This is a genomic window from Synergistaceae bacterium, from assembly GCA_012521675.1.
Classification (GTDB): domain Bacteria; phylum Synergistota; class Synergistia; order Synergistales; family Aminobacteriaceae; genus JAAYLU01.
Genome location: JAAYLU010000022.1, coordinates 1 through 15304 on the forward strand (window position 1 = coordinate 1; position 15304 = coordinate 15304).

Sequence of the window (15304 nt, forward strand, 5' to 3'; positions counted from 1 at the left end):
AAAGGCGAGATCCCTCGCTCCGCTCGGGATGACAAAAAGCTTTGCTCGGGATGACAAATATGCAGGGTTCGGGATGGCAAATAAGCTCCGTTCGGGATGACTGAGGGGGGCGAGTTTTACTCGCTCCCCCTCGATATGTCTTTGTCTACTCCAGCTCGCCTAGCGCCGAGTGGGCCGCGGATATCCTGGCCACTGGGATTCGGAAGGGAGAGCAGCTGACGTAGTCCAGTCCTACTATATGGCAGAAGGCTATGCTCTCGGGGTTGCCTCCGTGCTCGCCGCAGATGCCTATGGAGAGGCCGGGGTTCTGAGTTCTGCCCTTGGAAACGGCTATCCTCATGAGCTCTCCTACTCCCTCCCTGTCCAGGACGTGGAAGGGGTTGACGGGTAGTATCCCGAGGTCCTCGTAGTGTCCGAGGAACTTGCCCTCGGCGTCGTCGCGCGAGAAGCCGAAGGCGGTCTGAGTCAGGTCGTTGGTGCCGAAGCTGAAGAACTCGGCGTGCTCGGCTATCTGGTCGGCTATGAAGGCCGCACGCGGGATCTCGATCATCGTGCCGACTAGGTAGGAGAAGCTGACTCCGGATTTCTCCATGTAGTCCTTGGCGATGTCGTCTATCTGCTTTCTGAAGAACTCCATCTCGTTCTTGATGCCAACGAGTGGGACCATGATCTCCGGCCTTACGTCCACTCCCTCTTTCACCAGGTCTATCACGGCCTCGAAGATCGCGCTGGCCTGCATGGCGCTTATCTCGGGGTAGACTATGCCGATGCGGCAGCCGCGGAAGCCGAGCATCGGGTTGGACTCGTGAAGGGCCCCCACCTTGACTATCGCGCTTCTTATTTTCTCGGCCTCGGGGGAGTCGCCCTTGCCGGCCGCCTCAAGGGCCTGGAGGTCTTCCTCCAGATCCTTCTCCTTCGGCATGAACTCGTGCAGGGGCGGGTCGAGCAGTCGGAAGATGACGGGCAGGCCGTGCATCTCCTTCAGTATTCCGTAGAAGTCCTGCTTCTGCATGACCTTGAGCTCTTCGAGGGCGACGGCCCGCTCCTCGGCGCTGTCTGCGATTATTAGTCGCTGCATCACGGGGATGCGGTCGGAGGCCATGAACATGTGCTCGGTCCTGCAGAGGCCGATGCCCTGGGCGCCGAAATCGCGCGCCCTGCGGGCGTCCTCGGGGGTGTCGCCGTTTGCCCAGACCTGCAGCCTTGCGATCTCGTCGGCCCAGTCGAGCAGTTTCTCGAAGTCCTTTGTGAAGGACGCCTCGATAAGGGGCGCCTCGCCAAGGAGGACTCTGCCGAGGGTCCCGTCGATGGTCAGGTTGTCTCCCTTTTTTACCACTGTGTCGCCCGCGGTGATGGTCTCTTTGTCTAGGTCGATCAGAAGCTCCTCGCAGCCGCTGACGCACGGCTTGCCGAGCCCCCTGGCGACGACGGCCGCGTGGCTGGTCATGCCTCCCCTGCTGGTAACAACCGCCTCGGCGGCGAAGAGGCCGTGTATGTCGTCGGGACAGGTCTCCGGCCTGGCGAGCACGACCTTGTGCCCGGCCTTGGCCTGCTCCACCGCGTCATCGGCATCGAAGACGACTATGCCGACCCCCGCTCCGGGGGACGCGGGCAGGCCCTTGGCGAGCTGTTTGACCTCGGCCTTGGGGTCGACCTGCCTGTGCAGCAGCATCTCGACCTGGCCCGGGGTGACCCTGGAGACGGCGGTCTTCTTGTCTATCAGGCCCTCCTCGAGCATGTCAATGGCTATCTTTACGGCTGCACCTGCGGAGCGCTTGCCGCTCCGGGTCTGGAGGATGTAGAGCTTGCCTTTCTCTATGGTGAACTCGATGTCCTGCATGTCCTTGTAGGAGGTCTCGAGGTCTGTGTTTATCTTGAAGAGCTGGTCGTATATTTCGGGCATCTTGTTTTTCAACTCGGCGATGGGCAGGGGGGTGCGTATGCCAGCGACCACGTCCTCTCCCTGGGCGTTTATAAGGAACTCCCCGTAGAGCTCCTTGACTCCGTCGGAGGGGTTACGCGTGAAGCAGACTCCCGTTCCGCAGTCGTCGCCGAGGTTTCCGTAGACCATCAGCTGGACGTTAACGGCGGTGCCGAGGTCGTCGGGGATGTTGTGCAGATTGCGATAGGTCACCGCCCGCGGGTTCCCCCAGCTCTTGAATACCGCGATTATGGAGTTCTTAAGCTGATCCTCGGGCTTGTCGGGGAAGGGTGCTCCTGTCTTCTCCTCGAATATCCTCTTGAACTCGCGAGCAACCTCCTCAAGGTCCTTCGCGGGGATCTCGTTGTCGAAACGGACTCCGAGGTCCTCCTTGACGCGGGCCAGGACGGCCTCGAAGTGCTCGCTGTCCACTCCGTGGACGACGTTGGCGTACATCTGTATGAAGCGTCGGTAGCTGTCGTACGCGAAACGGCGATCGTTGGAAGCCTTGGCCAGACTCTCGACGCTCTCGTCGTTGAGGCCAAGGTTGAGCACCGTGTCCATCATGCCCGGCATCGAGACGGGCGCCCCGGAGCGCACTGATACCAGCAGGGGGTTGTCACCCGCACCGAAGGACTTGCCCGTCTCTTTCTCAAGAGAGGCGATGGCCTCGGTCACGTCGTTCCATATCCCGTCGAGGAACGATTGGTCCTTGCCGTATTCAAGGCACGCGTGCGTGGTGAGGATGAACCCCTGCGGCACTGGAAGGCCATAGCCGACCATCTGGGCCAGATTGGCCCCCTTGCCTCCTAGGAGCGCCTTCATGCCGGCGTTGCCCTCCCGGAAGCTGTATACATACTTCTCTCTGTTAATCTCCATTCCCGCACCTCCATGATTGAGAATCGATTCTACACTCCAAAGCTACAGTCACCGTTATCTGTGTTGAAAATCGGCGAACATGCTGTTTTCGAGATTTGTATTATACACCACTAGGTATTTTTTTGACGCCTATTCATTCGCCGTTCGGATGTAATCGTGGATTTCGTGGGCGCCCTCCTCGATGGACCTGTTAGTCATATCGCAGACTCTGTACCCGGACGCACGGTAGTATTCACGGGCATTGTTCAGCTCCCTCTCCACCCTGTCGATGTCGGCGTATGCCGAGGCCTTTGGCTCCAGGCCGAGCATGCGAAGCCTTTCCGCCCTTATCAGGGAGAGACATTCCGTGGACATGTCCAGCCCCACGACCTTTTCGGGCGCGACTCTCCCGAGCGCCTCGGGCGGTTCTCGCTCCGGAACCAGCGTGAGGTTCGCGGTCATGAGGCCCTTCTGCGCCAGGTAGAAGGAGAGGGGCGTCTTCCCGGTGCGCGAGGCGCCGAGGAGGACAAGGTCGGCATCGGCAAGATGCTCTTCGCCCCGCCCGTCGTCGCACCTGGCGGCGAACTCCATCGCCCGGATCCTCTTGAGAAGGTCGCCGCTGTACGGGGTGCAGAGGAGCATTGCCCTTGAGTCCGAGCGCAGCGATGGTGCCGGGTCTTTCGACATATTCCTTCCTGCGAGGTCGATCACGGTTATCTGCGTCGATTCGGGCAACAGGGCCTTCAGCTCGTTTGAAAGCCTCTCCGATCCCTCCTCGCCCGAGTCGTAGGCTAATACCAATTTCAATGGCGACATTGTCATCACTCCCAGGTTCGCCGTGCTTTTTTCGCCCCGGGCGGGTTGTTACTTTTTCAGCACGCCCAGGTCTCCAACCTTAAGGAATAGCGCGTTGCACAGGCTCAACAGACGTATCCTGTTGGATTTTATCCTCTCGTCCGGGTCCATTACAAGGACGTCGTCGAAGAAAACGGTCACCGCGGGGGATAGCTCGGCCAGGTAGGAGGCCAGGGCCCTCCAGTCATGGCCTGCAAGCGCCTCCTCCACCATCGGGCTTATCCTCAGTATTTCGCCGTGAAGCCTTCTCTCGGCGTCCTTGGAGAAGAGGGTTTCGTCGACTCCCCCGACCACGTCCTCTGTCTTGGAGAGTATGTTGCGGACCCTTACCGCCGATGTCACAAGATCGACGAACCACTTCTCGTCCTGCAGCCCGGAGAAGACCTCAAGGAACTTCAAGGCCTGCAGGGGACGGCCCCCGGTAACGGAGAGAGCCAAGCTGGTCAGCTCATGGGAGTAGCCCCTCTCCCTGGTCTGGATATGGAGCCTCTGCTGAAGGAAGGCGATGACCCGCTCGCGGGTATCATCGTCGATCGCGAGGATCTTGCAGTCTTTGCCGAAGAGGCGGAAGAGGTCGACGTCGAGGTTCATTCCCCAGATTATCTCGTTTATGCAGCGGGCCGCCCTTCTCAGAGCGTAGGGGTCCTGCGACCCGGTCGGTTCGAGGCCCGCTTTGAAGCAGCTGGTTATGATATGCGCCCTCTCAGCCAGTCCCAGCAGAGCCCCTATCGCGTCCGACGGCAGTTCGCCTCCCGCCGCCCTGGGCAGGTACTGCTCGTAGAGTGCATCGGCCACGCGCTCGTGCTCGCCGTTTTTAAGGGCGTACTCCCTTCCCATCACTCCCTGCAGGTCGGGAAATTCGTTCACCATGCCCGTGACAAGGTCGGCCTTAGCCAGAAGCGCCGCCCTGTCGAGGAGGGAGAGGATGTCGTTCATGCCCATCTCCTTTGCGAGCCAGAGGGCAAGGTCTCGGACTGCCATGACCTTGTCGTGCAACGTGCCGAGTTGCTCCTGGTAGACGACGGACTTGAGGAGCTCGAGATTGGCCGCGAGGGGTTTTTTGAGGTCCTCGGACCAGAAGAAGGCGGCGTCCTCCAGGCGGGCGCGAAGGACCCTCTCGTTCCCCTCGCGCACGACTTCCATGTTGGAGGCGAGGTTGTTGCTCACTCCGACGAAGAAGGGGAGCAGTTTGCCGTTGTCGTTGCGGACGGAGAAGTACTTCTGGTTCTTCTTCATGCTGGTCACGAGGACCTCCTCGGGGATCTCGAGGAACTTCCTGTCGAAGCCGCCGAAGAAGGGGACGGGATACTCCACGAGGTAGAGGTTCTCCTCGATTATCTCCGGGTCAAGCTCGGGCGTGCCCTGCAGTTCATGCCCCAGGGAGCTTATCCCCGCCATCATCTTGCGACGGCGTTCTTCCTGGTCGAGGATCACGTGGTTGTCCGCCAGGAGTTCCATGTAGCGGGAGGCGTCGTCGATGTCCAGGAGCTTCGACCCCATGAACCTGTGCCCCCTTGTGACGGCCCCGCTCTCGATGTCCCCGTAGGTGAACGGGACTACCTCCCGGTCGATCATGGCGACGATCCAGCGGATCGGTCGGGCGAAGCGCACGGACGGGGCGTTCCAGTACATGCTCTTCGGAAAGACGATGCTCTTCACCAGGGCGGGAAGCACCTCGGGAAGGGCATCGATCACCGGCTTTCCTGGCTCGGATACCTCCGCGAAGGCGTATTTCACTCCATCCACGTCGACCGGGATCAAACTCTCCACCGGGACTCCCTTGCTCTTTGCAAATCCGTGAGCCGCCCTGGTCGCGTTGCCGTTCGTGTCGAAGGCCGAGGACCAGGCCGGGCCCTTGTACGAGGTGACTATGTCGCGCCTCATCTCCTCGACCTGTTCGACGACGAGGGCAATGCGCCTGGGGGTGGCGTATGCGGACATCTCCTTGTAGGTGATCCTGGCGTCGGAGAAGATCTCCCCGGCCGATTTCTTCAGCAGGGCGAGCGCCTCGGGGAGGAAGCGCGACGGGATCTCCTCGACCCCTATCTCCAGGAGCATGGTGTTGAAAGTCATTCTCTTCACCTCTTCACACGGTCGTGGAACTTCTCGGCGAGCGGCAGTCCCATCTCGCGCCGCTGCTCGACGTACGCCTCGCAGCACCGGCCTGCAAGAGCCCTGATCCTGCCGATGTAGCCGGTCCTCTCAGTGACGCTGATGGCGTTGCGGGCGTCCAGGAGGTTGAAGGTGTGGGAGCACTTGAGGACATAGTCGTAGGCGGGAAGTACGAAGCCTTTTTCAAGTATGCGCCTCGCCTCCGCCTCGTACATCCCGAAGAGCTGAAAGAGCATGTTCGTGTCCGCCAGCTCGAAGTTGTAGTGGGAGTGCTCGACCTCGCCTTTGTGGTGTATGTCGCCGTACTTTACGTCCTCGGCCCACTGAAGGTCGTAGACGCTGTCCACCTTCTGGACGAACATGGCGATGCGTTCGATGCCGTAGGTTATCTCCGCCGGGACGAGCTCCATGTCCAACCCCCCCACCTGCTGGAAGTAGGTGAACTGAGTGATCTCCATGCCGTCGAGCCAGACCTCCCAGCCCAGGCCCCAGGCACCTACGGTGGGAGACTCCCAGTCGTCCTCGACGAAGCGGATGTCGTGTGCCTCCGGGTCTATCCCGAGCGAGGCTAGGCTCTGCAGGTAGAGGTCTATGATGTTCGACGGCGCGGGCTTGATTATGACCTGGTACTGGTAGTAGTGCTGAAGACGATTCGGGTTCTCGCCGTAGCGTCCGTCGGCCGGGCGGCGAGAGGGCTCCACGTAGGCCACTCGCCACGGCTCGGGGCCAAGCACGCGAAGGCAAGTCGCCGGGTTCATGGTGCCCGCTCCTACCTCTATGTCGTAGGGCTGCTGGGCGACGCATCCCTGCTCGGCCCAGAAGCGTTCGAGGCGAAAGATGATCTCCTGAAAGTTCACTGCCATTCCTCCTTATGCTGAAACTGAGCTTGAAAGCGGACGTCCGAGCCGACCCCGGGTCAGGCCATGGCGTCGAAATAGCGTTTGAGTCGTGAATTTACCTCGGCCCAGTGCGACTGGCCCCGGAAGCCGGTGGCCGGGAAGAGCCCAGCAAACGCCCTTGCGGGCGCTGAAAGCGACATGCGAAGCAGGTCCATCTCCCTCGCTGCCAGGCGCGCCCCCTCGCCCTCCCGGGCGCAGGAGGGGCAGAGAAAGCCCAACAGGGTCAGCCTGGCCTCGGAGATGGGCACGCCGCACCCGGCGCAGTTCTCAGGCGAGGGCGCAAGGCCCCAGCATCTCAGCCACTTCCAGTAGAAGCGCCATTCGGCGACGAGGGGATGGGCATCGCTTTTCAGGTGCATCCCCGACCAGTAGAAGAGGGCCAGCACATCGTCGCAGGGGATGCGCGGAGCAAGATGTCTGCACAGCATCACGTCCCACTCCATGAGCTTTGCTATCTTCGACGGGTCGTTCCTAAGTTGCCAGAAGTCCTCCTTGATCTCGGCCGACGTCAGGTAGTAGTACTTGGTACCCCGGTAGAGGTTGAAGTTGGCCCAAGTCAGGGGCTCTATCGCTCCCCCGAATCTTATCCTGCCCCTGGAGGCGCCTGGTGCGTACACGGTTATTGGTCCCAATCCCTTTAGAAACAGGTAGAGAATCGCGTCGCCCTCGGGCGAGATGTCCCTTTTCAGCACGACGCCCGAATGATTGGCATGTCCCTGCGTCTTTCCGTCGAGGAAGGCGCCTCCGGGGAACCAGGATGAGTCGCTTCGCCTGATGTGCCTACGCTTTCGAGGGTTGTTCTCCATCGGGGATCTATCCCTTGGGACGGCGCTCTTCGATTCCGAATAGCCTCAGGTCGTTCTCGGACTGTCTCCAGTTCTTTCTGACCTTGACCCACAGGTCGAGAAACGTCCTGTGCCCGGTGAACTCCTCTATGTCGATCCGGGCGAGCCTGCCGATCTCTCTAAGCCTCTCTCCTCCGCCCCCTATGACTATGCGCTTCTGCCCCTCTCGCTCCACGTAGATGCTGGCCCTGACGTAGAGGACCTCTCGCTCCGGGTACTCGTCGGGGCTCTTGTACTCCTCTATCTCCACCGCTATGCAGTGGGGCACCTCCCTGTGCGTGAGCATAAGGGCCTTCTCCCGTATGATCTCCGACGCCAGGAACTTCTCCGGCCTGTCGACGATCATCTCCTCGTCGTAGAAGGGAGGCCCCTCCGGGAGGAAGGGCTTGATCGAGTCGACGAGGTCGTCCAGCCCCATTCCGGTCCTGGCGCTGATGAAGACGGATCCACGCAGCGGCAGTTCGCCTCCATAGAGTGATTCAACCTCCTCGCGCCTCTCACGACGAGGGGGGGTGTCGCACTTGTTCACGGTCAGCAGCACAGGGGCGTCCGCCTTCGAAAGCATCGATATGATCTCCCTGTCCTCGGGGCCGATGAGACGGTCGCCTATCTCCACCACGTAACAGACGAGGTCGCCCTCGCGAAGTGATTCGGCGGCGGCCTGCACCAATGTTTTTCCCAGCTTGTGCCTGGGCAGGTGAAGCCCCGGGGTGTCCAGCAGGACGATCTGGCAATCGTCGGAGTTGAACACGCACCTGATGACGTGCCTGGTGGTCTGCGGCTTCTCGGAGACTATGCTGACCTTGTAGTCGAGCAGCCTGTTTATTATCGAGGACTTCCCGACGTTGGGACGCCCGGCGAGGACGACCTTTCCGGAGCGGAAGGCGGTTTTTTCGTCGTTCAATGTTCGTCGGCCTCCCCGCCGAAGAGGAAGGGGGCGGGGAACAGGTCGGCGAGGGATGAGAGAACGTAAGAGTCGCCATCCTCGAAGACCAGAACCATGTCCGGGTTGAACTCCGCCAGGAACTGCCTGCACGCGCCGCAGGGGAGGCAGGGCTCGCCCGGGACGCCCACTATTGCGGCGGCCAGCGGCTTTCTGCCCCCGCGCGCTATCATGGCGGTCGCAGCGCTTCTCTCCGCACAGATCGACAGCCCGTAGGAGCTGTTCTCCACGTTGCACGCCGGGATCAGTTCGTCCATGCCCTCGACGAATAGGGCCGCACCGACCGGGAATCGCGAGTAGGGCGAGTACGACCTGGCGCGAGCCTCCCTTGCCGCCTCGAGGAGCTCATTGATCGAGGGCCAGTCCGCGGGCCATGAATAGTCCTTTTTCAGCGGGTTCATTCCGTGTCCTCCGGCGTCATTTCTTCGTCATTCTCCCTCGGGATCAGGCGAAGGAGCTTTATCCTGTGATCCTCCACTTCCACTATCTCAATCTCCCACTCGCCAGCGCCATCGTCCGGCGTGTATGTCAGCCTTTCCCCCGGAGAGGGGAAGTCCCCGGAGATAGACAGGGCCAGCCCCGCCAAGCTCTCCGCGTCCTCGGAGTCGAAATGCGCGTCCAGAAGCTCGCTGAGGTCCTCGAGTCCCATGGTCCCCTGCACTATGTAGCTTCCGTCTTCCCGTTCGGTGAAGGCGGGATTGTCCTTGTCGTACTCGTCCTGTATCTCCCCGACGATCTCCTCCAGAAGATCCTCGAGGGTGGCTATCCCCGCCACACCGCCGTATTCGTCCACGGCCACCCCCATGTGTATGTGCTTCTTCTTCATGTTGTTGAAGAGCTCGACCACCCTCATGCTCTCGGGCACGAAGAGGGCCTCCCTCATTATGGACGAAACCGGGGATGCCGTCTTGCCCTCCAGCAGATAGGGTATCGTGTCCTTTACGTAGAGGATGCCGACTATGTCGTCGAGGTTTTCCCTGAACACCGGTATCCTGGAGTGTCCGTGCTCCAGGAAGATCTTGATGGCCTCCTCGAGGGTGTAGTCGGCGGGGACGGCGTCCATGTCGGTCCTGGGGACCATTATCTCGTAGACCCTGGTCTCCTCGAAGGAGATCACTCCGTGGATCATCCTTCTCTCGACCTCCTCCAGGGCGCCGGACTCCTGCCCGATGATCACCATCTGCTCAAACTCCTCCCTGGTGACAAAGGGGTGACGGGCCTTCACCTCGACCTTGAAGAGCACACCGAGCAGCTTTACTGTCGCGAGCAACAACCACAGGAAGGGCGCGAGCAGGATGTCCAACAGCCTGAGGAAGGGCAGGGACATCACCAGAACCGTGTCCTGGTTTATGATGGCGACGCTCTTGGGGAAGACCTCTCCGAAGATGACTATGAGGGCGGTCATGAGAGGGACTACGACCAGTACCCCGATATGACCCATCAGCCTGATGGAGAGAGAGGCGGCCAGCGCGCTGGCTGCTATATTGACTAGGTTGTTCGAGATCAGCACGATGGTAAGAGCCCGCTGCACGTCGCGAAGCAGCCAGTCGAAGAAGCGCTTCCGATAGGGATGTCGCTCCGACAGGGCGAGTATCTTCCCGCGGCCGGACGAGGTTATGGCCGTCTCGGCGGCGCTGAAAAAGGCTGATAGCAGGAGCAGGGTGGTCAACAACAGGATCATCTGCACGACGGAGGCGCTCATCGTCATCCCGCCCGAACCGGCCCGCTGAAGACCAATGCCTTCAGCAGTTCCGTCTTTATCCGTTCCGTTGTCTGCTCCATGGCGATTCTACGGTCCTCGGTATCGTGATCCCAAGCCAGCAGGTGCAGAAAGCCGTGTGCGAGAAGAAGCGCCATCTCGTCTGGAAGGGCCTCTTCGGAGGCGGCGTTCTTTCGGGCGACATCGGGGCATATTAGGATGTCCCCCAGGGGAAGGGTGGGCAGCATCCTGCTCGGGCGGAACTCGCCGTCCTCCTCCCAGAGCGGGAAGGAGAGGACGTCCGTAGCTTCGTCCACTCCCATGTGCTCCCTGTTGCGCTCTCTCATCAGACCTTCGGGAATGAAGGAGAGGGATATTTCGACTCTCTTCGGCAGGGCGCCCTTGGGGGTCAAGGCCTCCAATGCGTCCGCCAGCACCAATTCGGCTCTCTCCCGGGCGAATGGCGGTGTACTTGCCGGGATGGTCTCCTCATTGTCCTCGAGGCGAAGGTGAACCTTCACTGACATCTGCCTCCTGTTTTTCATCTTTGGTTTTTTGTTCGGCCGACTCTTTTATCTCCTTGACCTTGCGGGTATGATACATCGTCCTAAGCGATGAGAGCAATGTCTCCTTGATGATCGATAGGTCCCGGAGGGTGAAGTCCACGTCGTCGAGCTGGCCCTCTGCTATCTTGGCGTCCACGACCCTGTTTATAGTGTCGCCGATGTCGTACACGGAATCCGCGCCGGCACGGAACTCGGACCTGACGGCGGCCTCGACCGAGTCTATCAGCATCAGAAGGCCCGTCTCCTTGCTCTGGGGGCGCGGTCCCGGGTAGCGGAACTGGTCGCTCGGCACGGGTGTGCCCATGCTCTCGGCCTTCTTGAGGAAGTATGTCAGGGCCGTGGTGCCATGGTGCTCCGCTATGAAGGAGCGTATGATCCTTGGCAGGTGGTATTCCTGCGCAAGTTCAAGCCCCTCCCTGACGTGGGCTATGATGACCAGGGCCGATAGAGAGGGCTTGAGCTCGTCGTGGATATTGTCGCCGCCCATCTGGTTCTCGACGAAGGCCTCGGGGCGACGCAGCTTGCCGATGTCGTGGAAGTAAGCGCCCGCTTTCAGAAGATTGGCGTTCATGTCCAGCTTGTCGGCTATCGTCTCGGCCAGGGTGCCAAGCATCAACGAGTGGTGATAGGTCCCCGGCGCCTCCATCTGAAGCCTCTTGAGAAGGGGGTTCGACGGGTGGCTGAGCTCTATCAGGCGCAGGGGCGACAGGACGTCGAAGACGTCCTCGAACAGGGGCAGGGCGGCGATTACCAGGCTGCTCCAGACGGCGATTCCCAGCACCAGTGGTACCAGTATCTCCGCCGAGAGGGAGAGATTGAAGGCCAGCCTGAGAGCAAGTCCTGCACCGGTCTGAAGCAGTCCAAGTAGAAAGAGCTGTTTCCAAAGCCTGCCCCTGGAATGAGCGTCTTTCAGCACGAAGTAGCCTCCGAAGGCGCTGACTATGCCCATCAGGGCCACGAGCAGGACGTGCAGGGTCGAGAAGCCGGAGACGACGAGAGCACCGAGGATTCCACCCACCATGACAAGCTGAAGAGCTGAGTGAGCAGGCAGAGTCAGGTAGGAGCATCCTGCCAGGAAGAGGCTGCCCATTCCCTGGACGGAGAAGAGAGAGGAGACGTATTCCACTATCCAGCTCAACCCGACGATGAACGACAGGTAGAGCCATGGCGGTTCGACCTCGGGGGCTTCTCTGTCGGTCTGAGTGGCGAGCCAGAGAGGCCATAGGAGTATTGTCGTAAGGGCAAACAGTATCTGTTTCCACGGGAAGGAGAGCATCGAGTAGCCCTGCGCCTCCAGGATCCCGGCGGCCTGGTCCGTTATTATCTGCCCCTTGTCCACTATGACGTCTCCGGGGGCGACTTTTCTTTCGACAGGCTGCAGGGTCGAGCCTATCTCCTCCCTGAGAGAGCGAGTGAGGTCCGCGTCTATGTGAACAAGGGGCTGCAGTATCTCGTCGAGGATCTGGAAAACGACGTTAGCGTCCTCGATGGGCAGGGAGAGCTCCTCTATCTCCCTCCAGATGTTCTCCGGCGACCATGCGATCTCTCCCCCGGCGATCGAGTCCGCGTCTAGGTAGAGGCGGCTGAGACGTGCGCTCTCCATGAGGATGGTCTTCCCGGGCTCCTCCGGGTACTGGTTTATCAGCTCGGTCAGGCCGGGAGAGAGCGAAAGGCCGGAGATGTCGCCCGCCGCCATGGACTCGATCTTGGAGATGAGCCTGTCCATGGCCGCGCCGTCTCGCACCAGCACGCCTGCGACAGTGTCCCCCACGCGGGCGCGGAGGATCGAGGTGCTCTCGTCGTCCGTGTACTTGAATGGAAAGAGGGCGAAGTAGGTCCTGGGCGAGGGCTCTCCGGGAAGAAAGCCGGAGGTCCTGTCCTCGAAGAACCATTTGAGAAATATTACGGTCAGCGCAAAGGCAACGAGCAGAAGCAGCGACAGGGAGCGATAGTCCGCCGACTTGCCTTCGCCCTTGAGCAGTGAGCCTCCGTATTTTTTGGGCCCGCGCCTAGAGGCCGAGCCTCTATGCCTGAGGTTCGCGCTGTCGTTCATATCTCTCGTAAGCCCTTACCACCTTCTGTACTATTTCGTGCCTGACCACGTCGGAATCGGTGAGATTGAAGAATTCGATCCCCTGAATCCCCTCGAGTATTTCTCTCACCTGAATCAGGCCGGACTTTTTGCCGTTCGGCAGGTCTATCTGGGTTATGTCCCCCGTTATCACAGCCTTCGAGCCGAAGCCGAGGCGGGTGAGGAACATCTTCATCTGCTCGGGTGTCGTGTTCTGCGCCTCGTCCAGAATTATGAAGCTGTCGTTCAGGGTCCTTCCCCTCATGTAGGCCAGGGGAGCGATCTCTATGACGCCCTTGTCCACGTGACGCAAGAAACGCTCCGGGGTCAGGAGGTCGTAAAAGGCGTCGTAGAGGGGACGCACGTACGGCTCCACTTTTTCCCGGAGGTCTCCCGGGAGGTAGCCGAGGCTCTCCCCCGCCTCCACCGCGGGCCTCACGAGGACGATCCTGCTGATTGCAGAGGCCTTCAACAGGGCGACTGCATGGCAGACGGCAAGGAAGGTCTTGCCCGTTCCCGCGGGACCGATGGCGAATACTATGTCGTTGTTTCTGACCGCCTCCAGGTATCTTCTCTGCCCCTCCGTCTTGGAGCGTATGGGTTTTCCTCTCGCCGTGGTGCAGATGACCTCGGAGAAGAGAGGGGCAAGATCGACCGAGCCTTTTTCCGCTATCATGTCCATGGCGTACCGAACGTCTGCCAGGTGAAGCGAGTGCCCCCTGGAGGCTATTTTGTGAAGCTGCTCGAGGAGGCGGAAGGCAACCTCGACCGCCTCCTCGTCAGGGCCGCGAACGGCCACCTTGTTCCCTCTCACGATCAGGCTGACCGGGTATCGCTGCTCTATCTCGGAGAGGTTTTCGTCTCCGTTTCCCGCGAAACGATACATGGTCTCGATGTCCGCGAAGCTTAGCTCGCGGAGAAACGGGCCTTGCTCGTCCTTGCTGTTTATCACGTCTATGCGCATCCTCCTCGGGGACTGTATGTCTATACCGGGTATCCCACCCCGTCGACCAGCTCCGCGACCCCCACGTCGATTTTCATCTCCCTGGCGAACTTCTTCACGAGGAAGTCCTTTGCGATCACGGGGAACAGGACATAGCTGAGCACGTCCTCGGGCTGGAGCATCCAGGGCGCGATTGCCTTCCTGGCCTTGTCGAGCTCGGGCTCGATCAGCTCGGCGGGCCTGCGGGTTATCGGGACCGCGTCGCCGACGACCTTCTTCCGTATCTCCGGGTCGACTTCCGCGGGCGGCTTGCCGTATTCTCCACGGAAGTAGCTCTTCACCTCGCTGGGGACTACCTTCCACCTCTCTCCCATCAGGACGTTCAGAGTGGCCTGGGTGCCCACCAGCTGGCTCGTCGGAGTCACAAGGGGCGGGTATCCCATCTCCTTGCGCACTCTTGGGACCTCCTCTAGCACCTCGGGAAGCCTGGCAATGGCCTTCTGTTCTTTGAGCTGGCTCACCAGGTTCGAGTACATCCCTCCGGGGATCTGGTAGAGGAGCACGTTGATGTCCACTCCGCCGAGGTCGATGAAGATGTCGGAGTATTTTTCGCGCACTTTTTTAAAGTGCATCGCCACGGGGAGGAGCTTCTCGAGCTCGATTCCCGTGTCCAGCTCTCCTCCCCTGAGGGCCGCCACCATCGACTCCACTGGAGGCTGACTCGTGCCGAGGGCGAAGGGGGAGATGGCGCAGTCAACCACGTCCGCTCCCGCCTCGAGGCCGGCGTAGTAAGCCATGGAGGCCATCCCGCTGGTGTAGTGGGAGTGTATATGCAAGGGCAGGTCTGTCTCCTGCTTAATCGTCCTGACCAGGGCCGCGGTCTCCACCGGGCTGATAATCCCCGCCATGTCCTTGATGCATATCGAGTCGGCGCCCATGGACTTCATGTCCTTTGCCAGCTTGCCGAACGACTCCAGCGAATGCACGGGCGAGAGGGTGAACGAGAATGCCAGCTGAAGGTGCGCTCCCTCTTTCTTGACCTGGTCCGCTGCGACCTCCATGTTGCGAAGGTCGTTGAGGGCATCGAAGACCCTTATTATGTCCAGCCCGTTGCCGATGGCCCTCTTGACAAACTCACGGATTGTGTCGTCGGCGTAGTGGCGGTAGCCGACTACGTTCTGGCCGCGGAGCAGCATCTGGAGCTTCGTCTTTTTAAAGAGTCTGCGCATCGAGCGAAGTCTCTCCCACGGGTCCTCGTCGAGGAAGCGCATGCAGCTGTCGTACGTCGCGCCGCCCCACACCTCCATCGAGTGAAACCCGACCTCGTCCATCTGTTCGATTATGCCGGTCATGTCCTCCACTCTCATTCGAGTGGCCATGAGCGACTGGTGCGCGTCGCGGAGGGTGGTGTCGGTTATGCCGGCCCTTCTGCCGGGCTCTGCCTTTTTTTCTGTCTTCTTTCGCTCTTCTTTTTTCTCCTGTCTCTCCTCGACCTTCGCCCTCTTGGAGGGGGACGGCTTCGACGAAGCCGCTTCGGTCTTCTTTTTTTTGTTCGGGGCACTCATACTCAATATCCTCCACCTGTCCTATGA

General features: G+C 60.4%; 12 protein-coding genes. All 12 read right to left on the reverse strand.

Annotation, left to right across the window (positions count from 1 at the left end):
- Positions 1-145 precede the first annotated feature (145 nt).
- Positions 146-2800, reverse strand: coding sequence for a pyruvate, phosphate dikinase (locus tag GX181_02345; GenBank protein NLM70788.1), 2655 nt, complete (start codon positions 2798-2800; stop codon positions 146-148).
- Positions 2801-2929: 129 nt separating this feature from the next.
- On the reverse strand, positions 2930-3586 hold the full coding sequence (locus GX181_02350) for a kinase/pyrophosphorylase (protein ID NLM70789.1): 657 nt from the start codon (positions 3584-3586) through the stop codon (positions 2930-2932).
- Between the two features lie 57 nt (positions 3587-3643).
- Positions 3644-5707 (reverse strand): glycine--tRNA ligase subunit beta, encoded by a 2064-nt coding sequence (locus GX181_02355; protein ID NLM70790.1) that lies wholly within the window; start codon positions 5705-5707, stop codon positions 3644-3646.
- A 5-nt stretch (positions 5708-5712) separates the two neighbouring features.
- Positions 5713-6603 carry a glycine--tRNA ligase subunit alpha gene (glyQ, locus tag GX181_02360; GenBank protein NLM70791.1) on the reverse strand — a complete coding sequence of 297 codons (891 nt, stop codon included), beginning with the start codon at positions 6601-6603 and terminating at the stop codon, positions 5713-5715.
- Between the two features lie 59 nt (positions 6604-6662).
- Positions 6663-7451 carry a DNA repair protein RecO gene (locus tag GX181_02365; GenBank protein NLM70792.1) on the reverse strand — a complete coding sequence of 263 codons (789 nt, stop codon included), beginning with the start codon at positions 7449-7451 and terminating at the stop codon, positions 6663-6665.
- Between the two features lie 7 nt (positions 7452-7458).
- Positions 7459-8394: a GTPase Era gene (locus tag GX181_02370; protein ID NLM70793.1), complete on the reverse strand. Its 936-nt coding sequence runs from the start codon at positions 8392-8394 to the stop codon at positions 7459-7461.
- On the reverse strand, positions 8391-8834 hold the full coding sequence (locus GX181_02375) for a cytidine deaminase (protein NLM70794.1): 444 nt from the start codon (positions 8832-8834) through the stop codon (positions 8391-8393). Before GX181_02375 ends, GX181_02370 begins: the two co-directional genes overlap by 4 nt.
- Positions 8831-10141, reverse strand: coding sequence for an HlyC/CorC family transporter (locus tag GX181_02380; protein ID NLM70795.1), 1311 nt, complete (start codon positions 10139-10141; stop codon positions 8831-8833). The genes GX181_02375 and GX181_02380 overlap by 4 nt, the downstream gene beginning before the upstream one ends.
- On the reverse strand, positions 10138-10653 hold the full coding sequence (gene ybeY, locus GX181_02385) for an rRNA maturation RNase YbeY (GenBank protein NLM70796.1): 516 nt from the start codon (positions 10651-10653) through the stop codon (positions 10138-10140). The genes GX181_02380 and ybeY overlap by 4 nt, the downstream gene beginning before the upstream one ends.
- On the reverse strand, positions 10622-12751 hold the full coding sequence (locus GX181_02390) for an HDIG domain-containing protein (GenBank protein NLM70797.1): 2130 nt from the start codon (positions 12749-12751) through the stop codon (positions 10622-10624). Before GX181_02390 ends, ybeY begins: the two co-directional genes overlap by 32 nt.
- Entirely contained in the window at positions 12723-13733 is a 1011-nt protein-coding gene (locus GX181_02395; GenBank protein NLM70798.1) for a PhoH family protein, read from the reverse strand. Before GX181_02395 ends, GX181_02390 begins: the two co-directional genes overlap by 29 nt.
- 20 nt (positions 13734-13753) lie before the next feature.
- On the reverse strand, positions 13754-15277 hold the full coding sequence (locus tag GX181_02400) for a pyruvate carboxylase subunit B (protein ID NLM70799.1): 1524 nt from the start codon (positions 15275-15277) through the stop codon (positions 13754-13756).
- Positions 15278-15304: the final 27 nt, after the last annotated feature.